Source organism: Clostridium sp. MCC344, from assembly GCF_018785365.1.
Lineage (GTDB): Bacteria > Bacillota > Clostridia > Lachnospirales > Lachnospiraceae > Pilosibacter.
This window is the reverse complement of sequence record NZ_WQPQ01000013.1, coordinates 41,911-64,010: the sequence shown is the minus strand read 5'-3', so window position 1 is coordinate 64,010 and position 22,100 is coordinate 41,911. Positions and strand designations below refer to the sequence as shown.

At 50.5% G+C, this 22,100-nt stretch carries 20 protein-coding genes; 19 read left to right on the top strand and 1 reads right to left on the bottom strand.

Going from position 1 to position 22,100, the window contains the following annotated elements; translation table 11 throughout:
• Window positions 1-154 precede the first annotated feature (154 nt).
• The 7 genes from GPK90_RS02735 (at window position 155) to phoU (ending at window position 8,235) form a co-directional block, all read left to right on the top strand.
• Window positions 155-1,573, top strand: coding sequence for an undecaprenyl-phosphate glucose phosphotransferase (locus tag GPK90_RS02735; RefSeq protein ID WP_118513715.1), 1,419 nt, complete (start codon window positions 155-157; stop codon window positions 1,571-1,573).
• A gap of 16 nt (window positions 1,574-1,589) precedes the next feature.
• Window positions 1,590-3,356 carry an LCP family protein gene (locus tag GPK90_RS02730; protein ID WP_243022236.1) on the top strand — a complete coding sequence of 589 codons (1,767 nt, stop codon included), beginning with the start codon at window positions 1,590-1,592 and terminating at the stop codon, window positions 3,354-3,356.
• A gap of 455 nt (window positions 3,357-3,811) precedes the next feature.
• Complete coding sequence (locus GPK90_RS02725; protein WP_215702085.1) at window positions 3,812-4,759, top strand: phosphate ABC transporter substrate-binding protein; 948 nt, start codon at window positions 3,812-3,814, stop codon at window positions 4,757-4,759.
• Window positions 4,760-4,921: 162 nt separating this feature from the next.
• Window positions 4,922-5,860, top strand: a complete 939-nt coding sequence (pstC, locus tag GPK90_RS02720) for a phosphate ABC transporter permease subunit PstC (protein WP_215702084.1) — start codon at window positions 4,922-4,924, stop codon at window positions 5,858-5,860.
• Window positions 5,861-5,905: 45 nt separating this feature from the next.
• Window positions 5,906-6,742 (top strand): phosphate ABC transporter permease PstA, encoded by an 837-nt coding sequence (gene pstA, locus GPK90_RS02715; RefSeq protein WP_346011201.1) that lies wholly within the window; start codon window positions 5,906-5,908, stop codon window positions 6,740-6,742.
• A gap of 66 nt (window positions 6,743-6,808) precedes the next feature.
• Window positions 6,809-7,570, top strand: a complete 762-nt coding sequence (gene pstB / locus GPK90_RS02710) for a phosphate ABC transporter ATP-binding protein PstB (RefSeq protein WP_275950555.1) — start codon at window positions 6,809-6,811, stop codon at window positions 7,568-7,570.
• A 2-nt stretch (window positions 7,571-7,572) separates the two neighbouring features.
• The gene (gene phoU, locus GPK90_RS02705; protein WP_118530003.1) at window positions 7,573-8,235 is read left to right on the top strand and encodes a phosphate signaling complex protein PhoU; all 663 of its coding nucleotides are present in this window, start codon (window positions 7,573-7,575) and stop codon (window positions 8,233-8,235) included.
• 37 nt (window positions 8,236-8,272) lie between these two features.
• On the opposite strand, the gene GPK90_RS02700 is transcribed toward phoU, so the two are convergent.
• The gene (locus tag GPK90_RS02700) at window positions 8,273-9,082 is read right to left on the bottom strand and encodes a carbon-nitrogen hydrolase family protein (RefSeq protein ID WP_215702081.1); all 810 of its coding nucleotides are present in this window, start codon (window positions 9,080-9,082) and stop codon (window positions 8,273-8,275) included.
• 232 nt (window positions 9,083-9,314) lie between these two features.
• Between GPK90_RS02700 and GPK90_RS02695 the strand changes: the two genes are divergently transcribed.
• From GPK90_RS02695 to GPK90_RS02640, 12 genes are all read left to right on the top strand, one after another.
• The gene (locus GPK90_RS02695) at window positions 9,315-9,761 is read left to right on the top strand and encodes an ACT domain-containing protein (protein ID WP_021905563.1); all 447 of its coding nucleotides are present in this window, start codon (window positions 9,315-9,317) and stop codon (window positions 9,759-9,761) included.
• Between the two features lie 4 nt (window positions 9,762-9,765).
• Window positions 9,766-10,977 (top strand): homoserine dehydrogenase, encoded by a 1,212-nt coding sequence (locus tag GPK90_RS02690; protein WP_215702080.1) that lies wholly within the window; start codon window positions 9,766-9,768, stop codon window positions 10,975-10,977.
• Window positions 10,974-11,315, top strand: coding sequence for a DUF2752 domain-containing protein (locus GPK90_RS02685; protein ID WP_215702079.1), 342 nt, complete (start codon window positions 10,974-10,976; stop codon window positions 11,313-11,315). The genes GPK90_RS02690 and GPK90_RS02685 overlap by 4 nt, the downstream gene beginning before the upstream one ends.
• 368 nt (window positions 11,316-11,683) lie before the next feature.
• A complete protein-coding gene (locus tag GPK90_RS02680; RefSeq protein ID WP_215702078.1) occupies window positions 11,684-12,778 on the top strand; it encodes an S-layer homology domain-containing protein in 1,095 nt (364 codons plus the stop codon).
• 141 nt (window positions 12,779-12,919) lie between these two features.
• Window positions 12,920-14,683 (top strand): efflux RND transporter periplasmic adaptor subunit, encoded by a 1,764-nt coding sequence (locus GPK90_RS02675; RefSeq protein ID WP_215702077.1) that lies wholly within the window; start codon window positions 12,920-12,922, stop codon window positions 14,681-14,683.
• Between the two features lie 85 nt (window positions 14,684-14,768).
• Window positions 14,769-15,521 (top strand): ABC transporter ATP-binding protein, encoded by a 753-nt coding sequence (locus tag GPK90_RS02670; protein ID WP_215702192.1) that lies wholly within the window; start codon window positions 14,769-14,771, stop codon window positions 15,519-15,521.
• Window positions 15,505-16,689, top strand: coding sequence for an ABC transporter permease (locus tag GPK90_RS02665; protein ID WP_215702076.1), 1,185 nt, complete (start codon window positions 15,505-15,507; stop codon window positions 16,687-16,689). Before GPK90_RS02670 ends, GPK90_RS02665 begins: the two co-directional genes overlap by 17 nt.
• Before the next feature lie 114 nt (window positions 16,690-16,803).
• Window positions 16,804-18,075 (top strand): PspC-like choline-binding domain-containing protein, encoded by a 1,272-nt coding sequence (locus tag GPK90_RS02660; RefSeq protein ID WP_215702075.1) that lies wholly within the window; start codon window positions 16,804-16,806, stop codon window positions 18,073-18,075.
• A gap of 88 nt (window positions 18,076-18,163) precedes the next feature.
• Window positions 18,164-19,216 carry an N-acetylmuramoyl-L-alanine amidase family protein gene (locus GPK90_RS02655; protein WP_215702074.1) on the top strand — a complete coding sequence of 351 codons (1,053 nt, stop codon included), beginning with the start codon at window positions 18,164-18,166 and terminating at the stop codon, window positions 19,214-19,216.
• Between the two features lie 215 nt (window positions 19,217-19,431).
• Window positions 19,432-20,286 carry an energy-coupling factor transporter ATPase gene (locus GPK90_RS02650; RefSeq protein WP_215702073.1) on the top strand — a complete coding sequence of 285 codons (855 nt, stop codon included), beginning with the start codon at window positions 19,432-19,434 and terminating at the stop codon, window positions 20,284-20,286.
• Window positions 20,287-20,304: 18 nt separating this feature from the next.
• Complete coding sequence (locus tag GPK90_RS02645; protein ID WP_215702072.1) at window positions 20,305-21,297, top strand: energy-coupling factor transporter ATPase; 993 nt, start codon at window positions 20,305-20,307, stop codon at window positions 21,295-21,297.
• Window positions 21,291-22,091, top strand: coding sequence for an energy-coupling factor transporter transmembrane component T family protein (locus GPK90_RS02640; protein WP_117469271.1), 801 nt, complete (start codon window positions 21,291-21,293; stop codon window positions 22,089-22,091). The genes GPK90_RS02645 and GPK90_RS02640 overlap by 7 nt, the downstream gene beginning before the upstream one ends.
• The last annotated feature ends 9 nt before the right edge of the window (window positions 22,092-22,100 follow it).

Here is a 22,100-nt window from a genome sequence, read left to right as displayed (position 1 = left end):
GAAAACGTTTATTTGCAAACAGGAAAAATTTATGTATACTATGTATGCATAATTTTACGATGGCGGTACTATGCTCTGACCGGGCTGTCACCATTACAATGCTGCGGAACAATAAAACCGGCAGCATTTTCCTTGGAAAACAGGGTGAAATCATATGATCAAAGACAATCAAAAGAGCCTCAACCGTTTTCATGTGGTGCTTGATGCCTGCGTGACCGCGTTCTCTTATCTGCTCGCATGGTTTATCGTGATCGGAAGCGGATGGGCGAACCAGCTTGGAAAACGGACACTTGAGGTCGGATTTTATTTTGGCGCGCTGCTCGTTATTATTCCGGCGTATCTGCTTTTGTACTCCTTATTTGGACTGTACACCCCAAAGCGTGTGCTTGGGCGCAGAAACGAATTCGGAAAGATCTTTAAGGCAAACTCGATCGGATTTTTAATTTTCGGTCTTGTCCTGTACCTGGGAAGAAAAGAGCCGCACCTCTACAACTTCTCCCAGAGGCTGGTTGTATATTTCTACGTTCTGAACGTGGCATTTATGACGATCGAGCGGAACGGGATCCGGATCGTGCTCCGGTCCATGCGCTCGAAAGGATACAATCAGAAACATATCCTTTTGGTAGGATATTCCTCCGCGGCAGAAGGTTTTATCGACCGGGTGAATAAGAATCCGGAATGGGGATACAGGATCCGCGGGATCATTGATGATACGAAGGAACGCGGAAGTGAGTATAAGGGAGTTAAGGTCATCGGTTGTGTCGAGGACCTTGATTATATTTTAGAGCAGAACAGTCTCGATGAGATCGCCGTTACACTGAGCCTTGGCGAATATGAAAAGCTCCGCCATATTGTTGCGCTCTGTGAAAAATCCGGCGTACACACGAAATTTATCCCGGATTATGGGAATATTATCCCGACGATCCCCTATATGGAGGATCTCCAGGGACTACCGGTGATCCACATCCGCCGTGTTCCGCTAAATGATCCGGTGAATGCAGCGATCAAGAGAGCTGTGGATATCGTGGGTGCGATCGTGGGGATCGTTTTATTCTCCCCGATCATGCTGATCGTGGCACTGCTCATCAAACTGACATCTCCGGGACCGATCATTTTCTGTCAGGAACGGGTCGGACTTCACAACCGCCCGTTTAAGATGTATAAGTTCCGTTCCATGACGGTCCAGGATCCAAGTAAGGAAAAGAGCCGCTGGACGACAAAGGGAGATGCCCGTGTAACTCTCATCGGAAAAATCATCCGCCGTACAAGCATCGATGAGGTTCCACAGTTTTTCAATATTCTCATGGGGGATATGAGTCTTGTGGGACCGAGACCGGAACGGCCGTTTTTCGTTGAAAAATTTAAGGAAGAAATCCCGCGATATATGATCAAACATCAAGTCCGTCCCGGTCTTACCGGTTGGGCACAGGTGAATGGTTATCGTGGAGATACCTCGATCATTAAGCGGATCGAGCACGATCTCTACTATATCGAGAACTGGACGCTTGGTCTTGATTTCAAGATCATGTTCTTAACAGTTTTCAAGGGATTCATCAATAAAAACGCTTACTAATACGAGGACAAATGACATGAATTATGAAGACGAATTAGACCGTTCGCGCGCAAGAAAAAGCAGACGGCGTGAGAGCGAAAGGGAGACAGCTGCAAAGCATCATTCCCACGAGACAGAAAATCTGTATTCCATGAGTGCGGATCCGGGAAGCCGGGCAGGGCGCGCAGCAGCGAAGAGCCATGGCGCAGGTTCCCATAACCACAAGAGACGCAAAAACGGAAACAAAAAGAAAAAGATCATCATCGGTGTTCTGATCGCACTGATCGTTCTGGTGCTTGGGTTCTCCGGAGCTGTCTACGCATATATCCAGCACAACTTCGGAAAAATGAACGGACAGAATGAGTTCGATCTGAAAGATGTTCTGAATGAGAATATCTCTCTGGAAATGAGGGATAAGATGGAAAAAGGATACTGGACCATCGCCGTGTTTGGTCTGGATTCCCGTGACGGATCGACCGGAAAGGGAAGCCAGTCCGACGTTATCATGATCGCAAACTTAAATCGTGAGACAGGTGAGATCAAACTGGCATCCGTATTCCGTGATACTTACCTGAATGTGAGTGACAAAAACACATATAATAAGATCAACGCGGCATACGCTCTTGGCGGTCCGGAACAGGCGGTCAAGGCACTGAATAAAAACCTGGATCTCAATATCACACACTATGTTGCATTCAACTGGAAAGCAGTCGCGACTGCAATCAATATCCTTGGCGGTGTTGATATCGATATCAGTAAATCTGAGTTTTATTATATTAACGCATTTATCACAGAGACTGTAAAAGGTACCGGAATCGGATCTGTTCAGTTGAAGAGCGCCGGTGTGAACCACTTAGACGGTGTCCAGGCCGTTGCTTACGGACGTCTCCGTCTGATGGACAGTGACTACGCGCGTACCGAGCGTCAGAGACTTGTCATCCAGAAGGCATTTGAGAAGGCAAAGAAAGCAGATTTCGCGACCTTAAACAGCCTTGTGGGAAATATGTCCGCAATGTGTGCAACAAACATCAATGTCAATGATCTTCTTCCGATGGTGAAGAATATCACAAAGTATCATCTCGGCGACAGCATGGGATTCCCGGCAGCACGCGGAGAGAAGAAGATCAAGATCGGAAAAAACAACGCGGCCTGCGTTATCCCGCAGACGCTTGTCAGCAACGTGACAAGTCTCCATAACTTCCTCTATGCGGAGGAGAACTACACACCGTCGAGCACTGTTCAGACGATCAGCAGCAAGATCGCCTCGGCTACAGGACTCAGCAAGGCAGGCAAGGAGATCGACCATGTAGCGACTGATCAGGGCTATATCCCGAAGGGAGCGACAGAGTCTACGACACTTTCTGCCGAGGAAGAGAGCAAGAAGGAGAGTCAGGAAGAGTCCCAGATGGAATCCATGCTCAATGAGTCGAGAAAAGAATCGGAGAGCACAAAGGAGACTGAGACGGGACCAGATGGAAAGCCGATCGAGACTTCTTCCGGAAGTCATGAGAGCAGCAGCGCGGCTTATGAGACGGATGAGCATGGAAATATCTATGTGAAACCGACGGAGAGTCATGCGGCGAGCCCGACGGATGAAGCAGAGACCTCCACAGAGGCATTCCATCCATCAAATCCGCAGGAGACAACAGCGGAAGTTCCGGTCGGACCGGGATATGAGCATTCCACCGCGGCAGTACCGGAGGCGACAACGAGCGCCGGTCCGGCATCCCAGTCAGAAGCACAGAGCTCCGTGACGGTTCCAGGTGGTGCAGTCGCACCGGAAGGTCCGGCAGCAGGAGTATAAGGAGCGCAGGAGGGCCGGAAAGCCGCTCCTGTAGGATCATGGTGATCGAATGGCTGCGGGAAGCTGCTATGGCGGACCGAAGAATGTAAAAAGTTCAGGATCATAAAGAGAAAAGACGCATCGTCTGATGAGTCCGGAGTGAAAATTCCGGGCGGTCAGGCGGTGCGTTTTTTTCTGTATTTACGCGAACAACGAGCCAAAGTCCGCGCTTGCGCGAGACCTTGGCGACTGTCGCGATAACAAGGGGAAACTCGCGAAGCGTGTTTTCACTTGTTTGAGAGAACTGGTTTTACCCGGCTATATTTTTAAACGAAATTATGAATTTACAATTTACATAGATTATACAAACTAGTTACCGAATCATGGTTTTTGCATTTTTTGTTTCGTGATAAAAATATTACTGTACAGAGAAAGAAAAACAAAAACAAAGACCTTTTGAGGAGGAGAAAGAAATTATGAAAACAGGAAAAGTAATGGCACTTGCAGGTGCAGGAGTTTTAGCAGTCAGCATGATGACAGGATGCGGAAGCAGCAGTACAGCATCCACAACAGCAGCAGCGACAACAGCGGCAGCAGCAGAGACAACAAAAGAAGCAGCGACAGCAGCAGAGAAAACTGCAGATCTTACAGGATCAATTACAGCGGCAGGTTCTTCCGCATTAAAACCGCTGGTTGATGATGCGGCAGACATGTTTATCGAGAAATACCCGGACGTTTCCATCACGATCGATGCAGGCGGATCCGGAGAGGGCTTAAAGCAGGTTTCCGAGGGAACCGTAAATATTGGTAACTCCGATGTTGAGGCATCCGCAAAGCTTGACGAAGCACAGGCAAAAGAGCTTGTTGATCATCAGGTATGCGTAGTCACAATGGCTCCAATCGTAAATAACGATGTAAAAGAAGGCGGCGTTGAGGATCTTACAAAACAGCAGCTCATCGACATATTCACAGGAAAGACAACAAACTGGAAAGAGGTTGGCGGACCGGATGAGAGCATTGTCCTTGTAACGAGACCGACATCTTCCGGTACAAGAGCAACCTTCCAGAAATACGCGCTTGACGGAAACGAGGAAGCTTCCAACACTTCCATGGAAACAGATGATTCCGGTGTTCTTCTTCAGAATGTAAAAGATACGAAGGGTGCGATCGGATATGTAGCACTTTCTTATCTGACAGGTGATGCGGGAGTTGCAACCGTAGCGATCGATGGCGCAGAGCCGACACTTGAAAATACATACGCTGGAAAATATCCGGTATGGACATTTGAGCATATGTACACAAAGGGTGAGCCGGACGAAGTTGTAAGCGCATTCCTTGACTACATCATGTCCGATGAGTACGGCGCAAAGATGGAATCCTTAGGATACGGCGTATCTTCCAAGATGACAAATACCGAGCATTAAGACAAAACTTAAGACCGGGCAGTGAGCCATGATCCGACCGTATGAAAGAAAAAGAGGACATGGACAAGAGAACTGCGAAACAAGGGCGGGGCAGACGAATCTGGCCCGCCCCGATATGATTTATGATAGAATTTGCTTCGAATATAGGAAGCAGGAGGACTTATGAAGAATGGTAAAGAAAAAAGCATGTTCGTCAGAGAATATCTGTGGCGGGATCTGATGACCGTCTGTGGACTGTTCGTAATTCTTCTGACGATCGTGATCGGCGCGTTCCTTGTATACAAGGGATCATCCACATTCCTGGTTTACAGACATTCCTTCCTGGAATTCTTAGGATCTGCAGACTGGGCACCGGAGGACAATATGGCAGGCGGCGGCAGCATCGGTGCGCTGATCTTCATCGCTGGGTCGCTCTGCACCTGCGGCCTGGCGCTTCTCATCGCGACTCCGTTTTCCCTGGGATCAGCGATCTTCATCACGGAGATCTCCCCGGAGTTTGGCGAGAAATTCTACCGCCCGGTAGTCGAGATCTTCGCCGGGATCCCGTCTGTTGTCTATGGCTGGGTGGGACTTACGGTGCTTGTACCGGCGATCAAGATCTTGTTTGACCGTCAGGTGGGACATTCCATCTTGGCAGCAGGTCTGGTCTTAGCGGTCATGATCTTCCCGACGATCACAAGTGTTGCGGCGGATGCCCTTCACTCCGTACCGAAGGAATGCAGAATGGCGGCGTACGGACTCGGCTCTACCCGCTGGCAGACCATATACCGGATCGTAGTTCCGGCGGCAGCGCCTGGAATCATTTCCGGTGTGATCTTAGGTCTCGCGAGAGCCTTCGGTGAGGCCCTGGCGGTTGCCATGGTCATCGGTCAGACAACAGCGCTTCCCACAAGCATTTTTTCAACGACAAAGACTCTGACCACCGAGATCGCGGCCCAGATGGGCAACGCCATGGAGGGCGGCGAGATGAAATCCGCCCTCTGGACCATGGCACTGTTGTTATTTGCAATCTCCCTGTTCTTCATCTTCCTGATCCATCATGTGACAGCGGTAAAGCCGGAGAAAGAAGAAAAACAGCCTGCGGCAAAGGGGGAAAAGTAAACAATGGAAAATAAGATCAGATGTTCACGAAACGTGGATCGCGTTATGACAGTTGTTTTTTACCTGGTCGCAGTTTTCTTCTTCGCGCTGCTCATTGGGTTTGCCGGTAAAGTCATCATCGGCGGTCTCATGGGAGCAACGCCGGAAATGTTCCGGTTCGCGAGAAAAGGCAGCATCGGAAATCAGTTATTCAACACGATCTACCTTGTATTTATTTCACTTCTTGTATCCGTACCGCTCGGCGTCTGCGCCGGGATCTACCTGGCCATGTACGCAAAGCAGGGAAAGATGACAAAGTTTTTAAGAATGTGTATCGAGACACTTTCTTCCCTTCCGTCCATCGTTGTGGGCCTGTTCGGATATCTGGTATTCCTCGTATTCTTCGGAATGGGAAAGAGCCTGATGGCGGGTGCCCTCTCCGTATCGATCCTGACACTTCCGCTTATCACGACGACCACCGAGGATGCCATCAAGGGACTCCCGGCGGGATATTTTCAGGCGAGTTTAGGTCTTGGAGCGACAAAATGGCAGTCCATCTTCCATGTACTTCTTCCGGCATGTCTCCCACGCATCATGACAGGCGTCATCCTGGCGGCAGGACGTGGATTCGGTGAGGCGGCGGCGCTCCTCTACACCACAGGGTCCGGAAGTGACCTGCGCTGGGGCAACTGGAACCTGGCAGCCCCGACCTGCCCGTTCAACCCGTTCCGCCCGGCAGAGACATTGTCGATCCAGATCTGGAACCTTCAGGTAAACGGTCAGGATAAGGCACTGGCGAACACCGCCTCCGCGGTCCTTATGATCCTGGTTCTGGCATTCAGCATCGGTGCGAATGTGTGGAGCCATCACTTAAAGAAGAAGAATTCCGGCGAGGAAGCATAAGGAGACGCCGTACAGCCGAAACAATACATGAGACCGGCATATGACAGTTTTAGAGAGGAAAAATATATGACAGCGATAAAACCGAAATTTGATATCGAAAAGCTGAATCTGCATTACGGCGCCTTCCACGCGTTGAAGGATATCAACATGCAGATCGATGAACATAAGATCACAGCTTTCATCGGACCGTCCGGATGCGGAAAGTCCACATTTTTAAAGACCTTAAACCGCATGAATGATCTTGTGGAGGGTGTGAAGATCGAGGGAAAAGTAGAACTTGACGGAAAGAACATATTTAAAGATATGGATGCCATCACACTGCGTCACAAGGTCGGCATGGTCTTCCAGCAGCCGAATCCGTTTCCGAAGAGCATCTACGACAATGTGGCTTACGGCCCGAGAATCTTCGGAATCACAAAAAAAGCAGATCTCGATGAGATCGTTGAGAGAAGCTTACGGCAGGCGGCGATCTGGGATGAACTGAAGGATCGCCTAAATAAAAGTGCTCTGGGACTCTCCGGCGGACAGCAGCAGAGACTCTGCATCGCAAGAACTCTGGCAGTAGAGCCGGAGGTTATCCTGATGGATGAGCCGACCTCTGCTCTGGATCCGATCTCCACATCAAAAATTGAAGATCTGGCGATGGAGTTAAAGGATAAGTACACGATCGTGATCGTCACCCACAACATGCAGCAGGCAGCGCGTATTTCTGATAAGACCGCGTTCTTCCTGTTAGGTGAGGTCGTCGAGTACAATAATACAGGCGATCTGTTCGCGAACCCGAGAGATGAGCGCACAGAGAGTTACATCACAGGGAGGTTTGGCTGATTATGAGAGATGCATTTTTAAAACAGTTGGAAGAGCTGCATAAGATGCTCGCGGAGATGGGAAATCTTTGCGAGAGCATGATCGACGGAGCGTACGAGGCACTGATGAACATGGATCGGGAACAGGCAGCGAAGATTCTGGCAGCGGACGCGAATGTCGATTTAAAGGAGAGGGACATCGAGAGCAAATGCTTGAAGCTCCTGTTAGAGCAGCAGCCAGTGGCAAGTGATCTCAGAACGATTTCCTCCACCTTAAAAATGATCACGGATCTGGAGCGGATCGGTGATCAGGCAGGCGATATCGCTGAGATCGTAAAGACGACCGATCTTTCCGCTCCGGTAAAGGCCACAAGACTTGGCGAGATGGCAAAAGCCGTTGCATCTATGGTTCGTGAGAGCATCGAGAGCTTTGCAAACGGAGATCTCAAAAAGACAAAAGAAGTTATTGAATACGATGATGTGATCGATAACCTTTTTAATGAGGTCAAAAAAGAACTTGCCGATGGTATCTTAAACGGTGAGGCAACTCAGGAACAGATTCTTGATGTCTTGATGATCGCCAAATATCTGGAGCGGATCGGTGACCATGCAACAAATATTGCGGAGTGGGCGGAGTACGCGATCACCGGTGTTCATCGCAATAGTGAGATGGAAGAGCATCTGTAAGCATAAAAAGGAAACTTAAACGAATGGAGAACCTGATTTACAGATTCTCCATTCGTGTTTTCAGAAGTGGAAGCTGCTCCCGGACGGACGTGATCTCGTCAAGATCAATGGTAGTGATCTGCATTCCCTCGTGCTCATCCATCTGATTTAAGACTCTGCCCCATGGGGAGACAGCGATAGAGTGACCGAAGGCCTGATAGGAGGCGGAGAGATCTCTCGCCGGAGAAGTTCCGAAGACAAAAATCTGGTTGTCCAGAGCGCGGGCACGGAAGGTAAGCTCCCAGTGTGCCGGTCCGGTAGTCATATTGAAGGCTGCCGGAACAAGGACGATATCAGCACCTTCCAGCACCATCCGTCGGAAGATCTCCGGAAAGCGTATATCGAAACAGATGCAGAGACCGATTTTTCCAAATTCCGTGTCGAATACGGTAGCGGAGTCTCCGGGAGTCAGAGTATCAGATTCTTTAAAATACTGTCCGCCTTTTACATCAATGTCGAAGAGGTGGACTTTTCTGTGGCGGGCAATCTGCTTTCCGCTTCGGTCAAAGACATAGGCGGTATTGAAAACATGTCCGTCCTGGTCACATTCCGGGACGGATCCGGCGGAAAAGTAGATCCCGAATTCCTTTGCAAGGTCAGAGAGCGCCTGCCAGACCGGTCCGCCTGCTTTTTCTGCATAAACAGGGAAATTCGGTGTTTCATAGGGGCAGTTGAACATTTCCGGAAGGCAGACGAGATCTGCGCCGGAATTTTTTGCTTTCTGGATCAGAGGGCGCAGAGCCTCGATGTTCTGCATTTTATCGGAAAATACGTGGGTCTGAAGCTGGGCGATGGTCATGGATGACATATGGAAACCTCCTTAGGTTTAATATGAATTAAGTGTAAGTCCTGCAAAGGAGAAATGTCAAGCGGCAGGGGCAAACACACAAACATCTGCTTGCATAAGCATCCAAAATATGCTAAGATTCTTGCGTACACATGTTTTTCTGGGACGCACATATGGTAACGTGCCAGAGCAATGGACGAAAAGTATGATTTCGGTAATAAAAAAGAAATTTTTAGCTTGCGAGGTCTGATATATGGAGAAAAAAAACAAGTATTATGTGGTTCGTGACAAAGCGCTGCCGGAAGTCCTTCAGAAAGTCGTTGAGGTGAAACGTCTCCTCGAGGCGGACAAAAACATGACGGTGCAGGAGGCGGCGGAACAGGTCGGTTTAAGCCGCAGTTCCTTCTATAAATATAAGGATGATATTCTTCCGTTTTCCGACAACACGAGAGGAAAGACAGTGACACTTGTGACCCAGATGATGGACGAGCCGGGGCTTCTGTCTGACCTGCTCCACATCGTTGCGGATTACCGCGCGAATATCCTTACGATCCACCAGACGATCCCGGTAAACGGATCCGCGACGGTAACGCTCAGCGTGGAAGTTCTCTCAGATACGGGAAATGTTGCCGGTATGGTTGAGGAGATCGAGCACTTAAAGGGCGTACAGAACGTAAAAATTTTAGGAGTGGAGAAATAGACGGATGAAAGCGGCAATTATGGGATACGGAACCATCGGTTCCGGCGTGTATGAGGTTCTTTACAAGAACTGCAAAAGCGTAGAGAAAAAGGCTGGAGAGCCGATCGAAGTAAAATATATCCTGGATCTCAGGGAGTTTCCGGGAAGTCCTGTGGAGAAGCTTGTGATCCATGATGTGGAACAGATCGTAAATGACCCGGGGATCGGGATCGTTGTGGAGACCATGGGCGGAACAAAACCGGCCTACGAGTTTGTAAAGCGCTGCCTGCTCGCGGGAAAGCATGTGGTGACTTCCAATAAGGCACTGGTTGCGGCCCATGGGACAGAGCTGATCCGGATCGCCGCGGAAAAGAACATCAGCTTCTTGTTTGAGGCAAGTGTCGGCGGCGGTATTCCGATCATCCGCCCGCTTGTGGAGAGTCTCGGCGGCGAGGAGATTTTAGAAATCTCCGGTATCTTAAACGGAACGACAAACTACATCCTCACAAAGATGAATGAAGAGGGATGGAGCTTCGAGGAGGCGTTAAAGCGCGCCCAGGAATTGGGCTACGCGGAGCGCAACCCAGAGGCAGATATTGAAGGATATGACACCTGCAGAAAGATCGCGATCCTGACTGCGGTCGCAACAGGAAAAGAAGTAAACTACGAGGAGATCCCGACCCAGGGAATCACAAAAATCACTTCCATGGATTCCAGCTACGCGGCACATATGGGTGCGGCGATCAAGCTCTTCGGAACCAGCGTGAATAAAGATGGAAAGATCTATCTGGAGGTCGCGCCGGTCCTCGTGGATGCGAAAGACCCGCTGTATGCGGTGACAGATGTGTTCAACGGAATCCTCGTTGTGGGAAATATGCTGGGTGCGTCCATGTTCTATGGAAGCGGAGCAGGAAAACTGCCGACAGCCAGCGCCGTTGTCGGGGATATGATCTCCGCAGTCCGCTTCGGCGATGAGCCGGAGAAGATCGGCTGGAGCAGCGAGAAGCTTGAGGTACATCCGGCGGCTGAGCTTTCCAGAAAGTACTTTGCACGGTTTGAGGGTTCTGAGAGAGCAAAGAAAGAGGCCGTTGCGGCAGCTTTCGGTGACGTGAAATTTGTGACACTGGAAGGAAAAGATGAGTTCGCGGTTCTGACCGGTGAGATGACAGGGGAAGAGTTCGACGCGGCAGCAGCAAAGGTCGGTGGACTGCGCCAGAAGATCGCAGCCAGATTATGATCCCGACATGGTTCCGGATGCCATGCCTGTTTCAGATGATGACCGGGCTTTACTGTCCGGGATGCGGGGGAACGAGAGCCGTCCGGGCACTCCTTTCAGGGCATCCGGTACTAAGCTTTCTGTACCATCCGGTGGTGCCGTATATGGCATCGGTAGCTGTGTGGGCTGCGGTTTCCTGGATCCTGTATTTTGCCACGGGAAACAGGAGATTCCGACCGGAGTTGGATGACCGGATCGCTTACGCAGCGGCGGGGATCGTGATCTTAAATTTTATCATAAAAAACGGACTTCTGGTATTCGCCGGGATCGATGTGATCGGGCGGCTGCCGGGGGTGTGAGAATAGGGAGAAGACCTGGAGTGGGTACCGAAAGTGGTATCTGCGCCGGGTCTTCTTTGCATATAAGCGTAGGCTTGTAGCGGCCAGGGACGGGCAGGCGGCTGCTAGCAAATCCGTTCGCCACAGTTTTGACGCAGAAATGCCCGGTTTTGCGTGCCTTCTTTCACAGTTTGAACATAGGTCAAACACAGATGAATCACAAATTTCTGGTAGAGTTATTACGGAAATTGAAATAAACAGTAAGAAAAATGCAAGGAGTTCTGACTGTATGTACTTTAAAAGTACAGAAACCGGGTCTGTGAGACTATTAGAAAAAAATACATGGAGATGTTGATCTGGCGATCAAGGTGGATGAAAGGAGAATGGGAATGAGAAGAGGAAAGATGATAGCGGCGGTACTGACGGTCTGCGCGGTGGGCGCGGGGATGACGGTAAACGCCTATGCGGCCAGCACCACAGTTGAGATGAGAAAGAAGACAGTGAGACTGCTTGGAATTTTGAGTACGAGCAACTATCAGACAAACGTATCGAGAGGTGAGTTTGCGGAGCTTCTCGTAAAGGCCTCCAATTACCGTGAGACAGCGAACTCCACGGGAACCGTGTCCGTGTTCGCAGATGTTTCCGCGAAATCCCAATACTCCTCAGCGATTCGCACCGCGGCGACAAATTCCTGGATGTCCGGTTATCTCGGAGGAAACTTTAAGCCGGACGAGGGGATCACGATGCGGGATGCCATCAAGGCAGTCCTGGGAGTCTTAGGATACACAAACGAGGATTTCTCCGGAAGTCTTCAGGAGAGCCGCCTTGCGAAGTTCAAGTCCCTGTCCCTGGATTCTGGGATCTATCGTGATCTTGACGAGGTCCTCACGAGGGAAGACTGCATCAACCTGTTCTATAACCTGATGAAGGCGAAGACAAAAGAAGGAAACCAGTACGGCAGTAAGATATTTGACCTGACCTACAATTCCGACGGCGAGATCAATACATCCTCGATCCTGGATAACAGTTTAAAGGGACCGAAGATCTTAGACAATGACAGCCGGAACTTAAAGAGTCTTGTTCCGTTTTCCCTGAAAGACGCTACCATGTTTTTAAACGGCGAGGTGTCCGATGAGAGCGAGATCAACGATTACGCCACCGTGATCTATTACCACGAGGAGACAAAGATGATCTTCGCCTATTCCAACGGCGGTGAGAACAAAGGCGCCACGGAGGGCCGGATCAAGGCGATCTACTACGATTCCAGCGACCCGTTCACACCGGTGAAGGTGGTCTTAAACACTGATTACCAGGACAACGGCGGTGAGGGCGATGAGTTCCAGATCAGCGGATCGGAGCTCCAGTACCTGTTCTCCGTTTACGGAGAGTTTGAGGTGGATGACAAGGTTGCCATCGTGTGGGAGAAGAGCGGAAGCGACGAAAATGCGACTTATACGGTTGTAGATGTTGTCGGAGATTATTGATTAGTTACGAATATACATATAATACATGAAATAGAAATACCGCAGAAGGAATGCGGGTAGAGAAAATTAAGGCAAGGAAATTCAGATCTGGAACATAGTTAAGAGAAGCGGAAGATTTCAATAGACAGGAAAGGAATGAGTATGGAGAACGAAAAGGTGGCCGTAGGTAAGAAACGGAAAAAACGGAAAGGAAAAAGCGGGAGGATCGTGATCGTGCTTATAGTGGTTCTGGCAGTGCTGCTTGGCGGATTTTTCCTCTATAAGAAAAAGACCACGAGCCAGAAACGTCAGGGTGACCAGTCTGTGTCAACGGCGACAGTGAAGCGGACGGACATCAGTTCAGAGCTCACGGCGTCCAGCGCCCTGTCTCCGAAGGACACCTACGAGGTGACATCCCTGGTGGAAGGAGAGGTCATCGAGGCGAACTTTGAGGAAGGCGATGTTGTAGAAAAAGGTCAGGTCCTCTACCGGATCGACGCATCCTCCATGGACTCTGACCTGAGCTCCGCAGAGACAAGTCTCCAGCGCGCGAAGGAAAGTGCCCAGACGGCACAGTCCGATTACGCCGAGGAGACAGCGCGGATCGCCGGAAATACATACCGCTCCACAGCGTCCGGATATGTCAAGACTCTCTATATCAAAGAGGGCGATAAGGTAAATAATGGAACGAAGATCGCGGATCTCTATGATGACTCTGTTATGAAGATCACAGTCCCGTTCCTCTCAGGCGAGGCGGCGGAGATCAACGTGGGTGATGAGGCGGCAGTGATATTGGAGGACACCGGCGAGCAGATCTCCGGAACCGTCACGGTTGTCAGCAGCATGGAGGAAACACTTTCCGGCGGACGCCTCGTGAAGAACGTGACCGTTGAGGTATCCAATCCTGGCGGACTTACGACAGATACGGCGGCATCCGTAAAAGTCGATGGATTTGTCTGCAGCGCCGAGGGAACATTCGCCGCGAAGACGGAGACGACCCTGAGCGTGGAAATCTCCGGAAACAAGAGCCTTGAGATCGAGAACCTTCTGATTCATGAAGGTTCTTATGTGGAGAAAAACTCCGAGCTGTTCCAGGTGACCGCGAAGACGGCGGAAGAGTATTTAAAGGAATTCAAGGATGCAGTGGAGAGCGCAGATGACAATCTGGAAAACGCGGAGAACAAACTGAGCAACACCCAGGACAGTGTGGATGACTACACGATCACAGCGCCGATCTCGGGGACAGTGATCACGAAAAACGCGAAGGTTGGGGATAAGATCTCCAAGAGCTCCAGCGGAACGACCACCATGGCGGTGATCTATGACTTGTCCACCATGACACTGGAGATGTCCGTGGATGAACTCGATGTCTCAAGCGTCAAGGTCGGCCAGTCTGTGGAGATTACGGCAGACGCGGTGGAAGGTGAGACATTCACAGGAACCGTCACAAATGTGAGTCTGCAGAGCAGCTACTCCAACGGTGTCACAAACTATCCGGTGACAGTGACTCTGGACGATACGGGAAGTCTTCTTCCTGGCATGAACGTGGATGCGAAGATCATTCTCGACAGTTCTGAGAATGCGCTGGTGATTCCGGCCAGCGCGCTGATGCGTGGAAACAGAGTGTATGTGAAGAAGAGCACCGGCTCCGGAAAATCCGGCAGCAGCAACGTCCCGGACGGCTTCGAGGCGGTCCAGGTGACAACTGGAATCATCAACGACGATTATGTGGAGATCCTTTCCGGCCTCTCTGAGGGGGACGAGGTCTACATTTCCTCCGATTCCGGAAGCTCGACGCAGACCGATCAGATGCAGATGGGCGGCATGGGCGGTCCTGGCGGTGATATGGGCGGAGGCGTACCGGGCGGTCCTGGAGGAAACGGCGGAAATGGCGGCGGCAACGGCAGCGGACGAAGATCTCAGTAGTGCATAGGAGATAAATTGTATGGAAAAGACTGAATTCTCAATACAAATAGATACCGCAGAGCAGAAAAAAATGTCTGACGAGCCGATGAAACAGGAAGAGGCAGTTTCAAAAGTTCATGAGAAGTTGGAAAAGCAGGAACCTCTGATAGAGCTGCGCAATATCTACAAGATCTACTACATGGGCGACGAGGAAGTCCATGCCAACGACGGCATCAGCCTTTCCATCAACAAAGGCGAGTTCGTCGCCATCGTCGGCAAATCTGGAAGCGGAAAATCAACCCTGATGAACATCATCGGCGCCCTGGATGTCCCGACGGAGGGCGAATATTTCCTCGGCGGCGAGGACGTGGCGGATATGTCCGACAACGAGCTGGCGGAGATCAGAAACCGCATGATCGGCTTTATCTTCCAACAGTACAACCTGCTTCCAAAGTTAAATCTCTTAGAAAACGTGGAACTGCCGCTTCTCTACGCCGGTTATGACAAAAAGGGACGTCGGGAGCGGGCTATGAATTCCCTGAAAAGGGTCGGACTTGAAGAAAAATGGAAGAATCTTCCGAACCAGCTCTCCGGCGGCCAGCAGCAGCGAGTCTCCATCGCGCGGGCTCTCGCAGGAGATCCGTCCTTAATCCTGGCGGATGAGCCCACGGGTGCCCTGGACTCCAGGACAGGCCGGGAAGTGCTTGATTTTTTAAAGAAACTCAATGAAGAAGGAAACACGATCGTCATGATCACCCACGACAGCTCCATCGCCCTGGAGGCGAAGCGGGTGGTGCGGATCCATGACGGAAAGATCAATTTCGACGGGGATGTGAAAAAGTATGCTGCAATCATTTAAAATGGCGTTAAAAAGTATCTGGGGCAACAAAATGAGATCCTTTCTCACGATGCTTGGAATCATCATTGGTGTCGCGTCGGTGATCATTCTGGTCAGTATCGTCAACGGCTATATGTCCTACATGGTGGAGAGCTTTTCTTCTATGGGTGTCAATCAGATCACGGTCCAGTACAAGGCGGTGGCATCCAGAAGTATTGATGTGAACGAATTTTATGAGTTCTACGAGAAACATTCAGACCTCTACGAGAACATGTCCCCGAACGTGTCCGTCAGCGTCACGGTAAAACATGACTCTGACACCATGGATTCCACCAGTGTCGGCGGCTACAGTGAGGATTATCTTGCAATCAAGGACTACGAGATCGAGCATGGCAGAAATCTCCAGTACTCCGACATGGAGGCGAGACGAAAAGTCGCGGTCATCGGCGCTTATGTGGCGGAGGAACTCTACGGCGGCTCCCGGAACGCCGTGGGCGAGACGGTCAAGTTAAACGGTGACAGCTACACCATCGTAGGCGTTGTGGAACGGCAGACGGAGAGCAGCTCTGAGTTTAATGACGGATGTATGGATGACTTTGTGTGGATCCCGTATTCCAGAGCTGTGAAGATGGCGAGAAATGCTGTGATCAACAACTATATCTTCACATCGCGGGACATCAACGACACGGAAACATGCACGACAGAACTTAAAAATTTTCTCTATGAAAAGATGAAGAGCGAAAACCTCTACACGGTGACAGCAATGAGCTCCCTTCTTGATTCCTTAAATGAGCAGATTGCCATGATGAGCATGATGCTGGGCGGTATCGCGGGTATCTCCTTGTTAGTTGCAGGCGTCGGTGTCATGAACATCATGCTGGTGTCCGTGACAGAGAGAACCAGGGAGATCGGCATCAGGAAGGCCCTCGGCGCAAAGAAGAGCGTGATCATGTTGCAGTTCGTCATCGAGGCGCTGGTCACAAGCTCCATCGGCGGAATCATCGGAATCATGATCGGAGCCTTAGCAAGTACGGGAATCGGTGCCCTCATGGGAATCGACGCGCCGCCGACCATGACGGCAGTTGTGATCTCGTTTAGCGTTTCTGTTGCCATCGGACTGATCTTTGGTTACATGCCGGCGAGCCGGGCGGCGAAGCTGAACCCGATTGATGCTCTGAGAACGGATTAAAGTCTTGATTTGCCACGGATTTGCCGATAAAAGACAGAATATCGTAAGTTGACGGGAGATATTGTCCAACCTTATAATATAGTTAAAGAAAGATACTTGAGGGGAGGCAATCCTATGGCAGAAAGAAAATGGAAAAAAATAAGTACATGGATGGCCGCATGGGTCATGGCGGTCGTGTTTGCGGTATCCGGGGCGCAGACAGCGTTTGCGGCGACCAGTTATGTGAACAGTGTCAGCATCACACTGGATGTGACACCGACGGTGGGGGAATCCCTGCCGGATCTCGATGTGGGATACAATTCTGATAACTGCGAGGTATCAATCCCGAACAACGATAAATATGATATCGTATCCGCAAAGTGGTCTTCCACAAAGAACGACGTGAAGATCGGCGGAACCTACACCATGAAAGTTACTTTAAAGACTTTAAATAACTATAGGTTCAGCAGCAGCTCCTACACTTCCTCAAAGGTAAAGGTAAAGAACGGAACTTTTGTCAGCGCTTCGAGAACATCTTCCGACCGTCTGGTGGTTACCGTAAAGACAAAACCGGCAAAGGGCGATCTTGACGCGCCGGGCGAGGCATACTGGCAGACCACAAAGTCCGGAAGCTCCGATCTCGGACTCGCGAAGTGGGAGGCCGTTGAGGACGCGTCCTACGAGGTGTACCTCTACCGCGGCAGCAAGAACGTCTACAAGAGCGGCGAGATCCACACCAGCAGCTGTGATCTCTTTCCGTATATGAGCTCCAAGGGAACCTACACCTTTAAGGTGCGCGCGCTCCCGTCAAACGATGAGGTATCCAAGTACGCGTCAAAGAGCGACTGGACCATATCCGATGAGGTCTATATCGATGAGGATGACGCGGCGAGAGCGGCAAAGAAAAAGCCGTCAAGCGGCAACAACAGCAGCACAAATAATTCCGGAAATTCCCAGCAGGCCCCGTCAAATGGGAATGCGGTCGGCTGGATCCTCGACGGAAACCGCTGGTATTATCGTTACCCGGACGGAACTTATTTAAAGAACGGCTGGGGATTTATCGGAAATATCTGGTACTTATTTGACGCAAACGGAATGATGCTCACCGGCTGGCAGATGAAGAACGGCGTTTATTACTACATGAACGGTGACGGAAAGATGCAGACGGGCTGGCTTCTCTACAACAATACCTGGTATTATCTCTCCGAGAGCGGAGCTATGGTGACCGGCTGGATCACGCTGGGTGATAAGGCTTATTATCTCGGCGGCGACGGCGGAATGCTCACAGGATGGCAGAACATCGACGGACAGATCTACTACCTGTATCCGGATGGACATAAGGCGGTCAATGAAGTGATCGATACCTTCTATTTAGATCAGGATGGTATCTGGAGAAAACCGCAGTAAAGATCTGAACCTGCGGGGCATGCAGTTATGCGGTGAAAATCGTCGGAATATTTTCCAGCAGACTGAAAATACAGGAAAGGAGCACCTTATGAGACAGAAAACTTTTGGAAAATGGCTTGCGGCAGCAGGAATTCTGATCGTGATGACGATATGGATGGTTCTTCCTGCACTGGCTGCGCCGACGGTGAATTCTATAAGGATCACCTTTAAAGACAAGTATGAAGATCCCGGCGTGATTGAGGAGCCGGAGATCAGCTGCAGCAGCTACGGGATCGAGATCACATCCGTGGAGTGGAACAAGGATGTAGAAAAATGGAATCCTGGAATGAAAGTGACGGCAACGCTGATTCTTTCCTCCAGCGGAAGAGAGTTCTCCTCCAGCTACGGTTCAAAGTCCTGCCAGATCTCCGGTGCGACGTTGAGTAAGGCAGTGAAAGTGGATGATGACCTGAAGGTCACAGTCACTTACTACCCGGTGGTATGGCTGGAGTCCCCGGATGAAGCCGGCTGGAGCGCTTCGAACCATATGAAAGCGGTCTGGAAGAAAGTCGATTATGCGACGGGATATCAGATTCGCCTGTACCGGGATGACTATTATCTCCGGACCATCGATGCGACGGGAACCAGCAAGGACCTCTCCGAGTATATGGGAAGAGAGGGAAACTACTATTATGAGATCCGCGCGGTGGGAAAGACAACGAACGATGCGAAGTACCGCAAGAGCAGTGATTATATTACCTCTTCTGACCGATATTTGGATGACCTTGGCGACACAGAAGGCAGCTGGAAGAATTACGCGGATGGAAAGAAGTATGTGGACGAGAATGGCCAGATCGTGACCTCCCAGTGGTACCGGATCCTCGGAACCTGGTATTATTTCGATGAAAACGGATATATGGTAACAGGCTGGAGACTGGTCAATAATAAGTGGTATTACCTCGAAAGTGACGGAAAGATGGTGACCGGCTGGAAGCAGGTTGGCGGTGTCTGGTACTACATGGATACTGACGGCGCGATGGCTACCGGCTGGCGTCAGACAGCACCGGGACAGTGGTATTACCTGAACGCGAATGGAGCGATGGCAGCGTCCACTGTGATCGACGGATGTACGTTGGATGCATCGGGGCTCTGGGTAAGTTAGAAAGGAATGATGGGCGGCATGTCATGGGAGAAATCCTGTGTCATGCCGTTTTCACATATCTGAAAAGGTAAGCTCCTGGAACCATGCGAAAACACTTGACTTACTATGAGATATCAACTAAAATTTAGAAACGTGTAAACATTTGTCGCGGCAGCCTGAAGGTGTATGCGGCGCCGCAGTCACTTGAAGTTTATGAAAAACGAGAAAGGATTTCTATGGGAATCATTAAAGCAGTGAACCTGATCTTTGACTATATCAGGCACGATGAAGAGGAAGACAAGGATGAGGTCAGCCATGCGTTAAAAGGCGTCTCTCTGGACATCAAGGAAGGCGATTTCGTAGCGATTTTAGGACACAACGGATCCGGAAAATCCACATTCGCGAAGCTGATGAACGGAATCCTGCTTCCAACGGATGGAACAGTCTATATTTCTAAAATGAGGACGGACGACGAGGAGCATCTCTGGGATGTACGAAAGACGGCGGGAATGGTATTCCAGAACCCGGACAACCAGATCATCGGAAACGTGGTGGAAGAGGATGTCGGATTCGGACCGGAGAACATGGGAGTTCCGACGGAGGAAATCTGGGCGCGGGTCGACAAGAGCCTTGAGGCGGTGGGTATGACAGCGTACAGACTTCAGTCTCCGAATAAGCTTTCCGGCGGACAGAAACAGCGCGTGGCCATCGCAGGCGTTATGGCGATGAAGCCCCGGTGTATCGTTCTGGACGAGCCGACAGCAATGTTAGACCCGAACGGACGCCGCGAGGTCATTAAAACGGTTCATGAACTGAACCGTCAGGAAGGGATCACGGTAGTTCTGATCACCCACTATATGGAAGAGGTCATCGACGCGGACCGCGTAGTCGTTATCGACGGTGGACATGTCGTGATGGACGGAACCCCGAGAGAGGTCTTTTCCAGAGTCAAGGAACTGAAAAAATACAGCCTCGATGTGCCGCAGGTAACGGAACTGGCAGATGAATTAAAGGAAGCCGGAATGGATCTTCCTTATGGAATTCTTTCCATCGACGAGCTTGTGGACGAACTTGTTCCGCTCTTAAAATAGTGGAGAAATGGTGGAAATATGGCAATCGAAATTAAACACTTGAATCATATATACGGGCAGGGAACGATCTTTGAGCAGTATGCCTTAAAGGATGTAAATCTTACGATCCATGATGGCGAGTTTATCGGCCTCATCGGTCATACCGGATCCGGAAAATCAACCCTGACCCAGCATTTAAACGGACTTTTAAAGGCAACGAGCGGAGATATCCTTTATAACGGAGAGAGTATTTATAAAGAGGGATATTCCATGAAAGAGCTCCGCAGCCATGTGGGGCTTGTTTTCCAGTATCCGGAGCATCAGCTGTTTGAGGTGGATGTATTCTCAGATGTCTGCTTTGGACCGAAGAATCTGGGACTCCCGAAGGAGGAGATCGAGAAGCGCGCGAAAGAGGCGCTTGACATGGTGGGACTCGATGAGAGCTTTTATAAGCAGTCCCCCTTCGACCTCTCCGGCGGACAGAAGCGTCGAGTGGCTATCGCGGGTGTTCTCGCAATGAAGCCGGAGGTCCTGATCTTAGATGAGCCGACAGCCGGCCTCGACCCGAAAGGCCGCGATGACATTTTAGGACTCGTACAAAAGCTCCATAACGAGCAGGGGCTGACGATCATTCTCGTCTCCCACAGCATGGAGGATGTGGCGCGATATGTGTCACGTCTTGTAGTCATGAACCACGGCGAGAAGGTCTTCGACGGAACCCCGAAGGAAGTATTTCGCCACTATAAAGAGCTGGAAGCCATTGGCCTTGCGGCTCCGCAGATCACCTATGTGGTGCACAAGCTGATCGACAAGGGGATCCCGCTGGATCCGGATATCACGACGGTGGAAGAGGCGAAGAATGCGATTCTTAAGATCTGGCACGAAAAGAATGGAAAAAGTTCCGGAAATGCAGCTCAGGTAAGCACAGCTGGAGCCGATTCCGAGAACGCAGGTCATGGGAACGCCGCCGGAACAGCCTCTGGGAATGCGGACATCACAGAAAAGACAGCCGGGGAGGAAAAGACATGTTAAGAGATATCACACTTGGACAGTACTACCCGGTTGATTCCCTGCTTCACAGGCTGGATCCGAGAACAAAATTATTTGGAACTCTTGTATACATCGTAACCTTATTTATCGCGGACAACCTTTGGGCATACCTTGCGGCGACGATCTTTCTGATCACTGCCATCAAGCTCTCCAATGTCCCGGTAAAATTCATGGTGCGCGGCTTAAAATCCATCATGTTCCTGCTTCTCCTCAGCGTCAGCTTTAACCTGTTCCTGACGCCGGGTACCCCGATCTTTAAGATCGGTTTCCTGCAGATGACCTGGGAAGGTCTCCGGTTTGCGGCATTCATGGCGATCCGTCTTGTTTATCTCGTTATGGGATCCACGATCCTGACACTCACAACGACGCCGAACCAGCTGACAGACGGTCTGGAAAAGAGCCTTGGATTTTTAAAGAAGGTCGGTGTTCCGGTCCATGAGGTGTCCATGATGATGTCTATCGCGCTCCGGTTTATCCCGATCTTAATTGAGGAAACGGATAAGATCATGAAAGCGCAGATGGCGAGAGGTGCCGACTTCGAGAGCGGGAATCTGATCCAGAAGGCGAAATCCATGGTACCGCTTCTTGTACCGCTTTTCGTATCCGCATTCCGCCGTGCCACGGACCTCGCGATGGCCATGGAGGCGAGATGCTACCGCGGCGGCGAGGGCAGAACAAAGATGAAGCCACTTAAGTACGCGAAGAGGGACCACATGGTTTATGGGGCGTATCTGGTGTATTTTGTGGTGGCAATTTTGCTTAAGGTCATTTTGTAAAGAAATGAA

Bases quoted from the DNA above. Each gene is read 5' to 3' on its own strand.
- GPK90_RS02735 (WP_118513715.1), top strand. From the start codon at position 155: ATGATCAAAGACAATCAAAAGAGCCTCAACCGTTTTCATGTGGTGCTT.
- GPK90_RS02730 (WP_243022236.1), top strand. From the start codon at position 1,590: ATGAATTATGAAGACGAATTAGACCGTTCGCGCGCAAGAAAAAGCAGA.
- GPK90_RS02725 (WP_215702085.1), top strand. From the start codon at position 3,812: ATGAAAACAGGAAAAGTAATGGCACTTGCAGGTGCAGGAGTTTTAGCA.
- pstC (WP_215702084.1), top strand. From the start codon at position 4,922: ATGAAGAATGGTAAAGAAAAAAGCATGTTCGTCAGAGAATATCTGTGG.
- pstA (WP_346011201.1), top strand. From the start codon at position 5,906: ATGACAGTTGTTTTTTACCTGGTCGCAGTTTTCTTCTTCGCGCTGCTC.
- pstB (WP_275950555.1), top strand. From the start codon at position 6,809: ATGACAGCGATAAAACCGAAATTTGATATCGAAAAGCTGAATCTGCAT.
- phoU (WP_118530003.1), top strand. From the start codon at position 7,573: ATGAGAGATGCATTTTTAAAACAGTTGGAAGAGCTGCATAAGATGCTC.
- GPK90_RS02700 (WP_215702081.1), bottom strand. From the start codon at position 9,082: ATGTCATCCATGACCATCGCCCAGCTTCAGACCCACGTATTTTCCGAT.
- GPK90_RS02695 (WP_021905563.1), top strand. From the start codon at position 9,315: ATGGAGAAAAAAAACAAGTATTATGTGGTTCGTGACAAAGCGCTGCCG.
- GPK90_RS02690 (WP_215702080.1), top strand. From the start codon at position 9,766: ATGAAAGCGGCAATTATGGGATACGGAACCATCGGTTCCGGCGTGTAT.
- GPK90_RS02685 (WP_215702079.1), top strand. From the start codon at position 10,974: ATGATCCCGACATGGTTCCGGATGCCATGCCTGTTTCAGATGATGACC.
- GPK90_RS02680 (WP_215702078.1), top strand. From the start codon at position 11,684: ATGAGAAGAGGAAAGATGATAGCGGCGGTACTGACGGTCTGCGCGGTG.
- GPK90_RS02675 (WP_215702077.1), top strand. From the start codon at position 12,920: ATGGAGAACGAAAAGGTGGCCGTAGGTAAGAAACGGAAAAAACGGAAA.
- GPK90_RS02670 (WP_215702192.1), top strand. From the start codon at position 14,769: ATGAAACAGGAAGAGGCAGTTTCAAAAGTTCATGAGAAGTTGGAAAAG.
- GPK90_RS02665 (WP_215702076.1), top strand. From the start codon at position 15,505: ATGCTGCAATCATTTAAAATGGCGTTAAAAAGTATCTGGGGCAACAAA.
- GPK90_RS02660 (WP_215702075.1), top strand. From the start codon at position 16,804: ATGGCAGAAAGAAAATGGAAAAAAATAAGTACATGGATGGCCGCATGG.
- GPK90_RS02655 (WP_215702074.1), top strand. From the start codon at position 18,164: ATGAGACAGAAAACTTTTGGAAAATGGCTTGCGGCAGCAGGAATTCTG.
- GPK90_RS02650 (WP_215702073.1), top strand. From the start codon at position 19,432: ATGGGAATCATTAAAGCAGTGAACCTGATCTTTGACTATATCAGGCAC.
- GPK90_RS02645 (WP_215702072.1), top strand. From the start codon at position 20,305: ATGGCAATCGAAATTAAACACTTGAATCATATATACGGGCAGGGAACG.
- GPK90_RS02640 (WP_117469271.1), top strand. From the start codon at position 21,291: ATGTTAAGAGATATCACACTTGGACAGTACTACCCGGTTGATTCCCTG.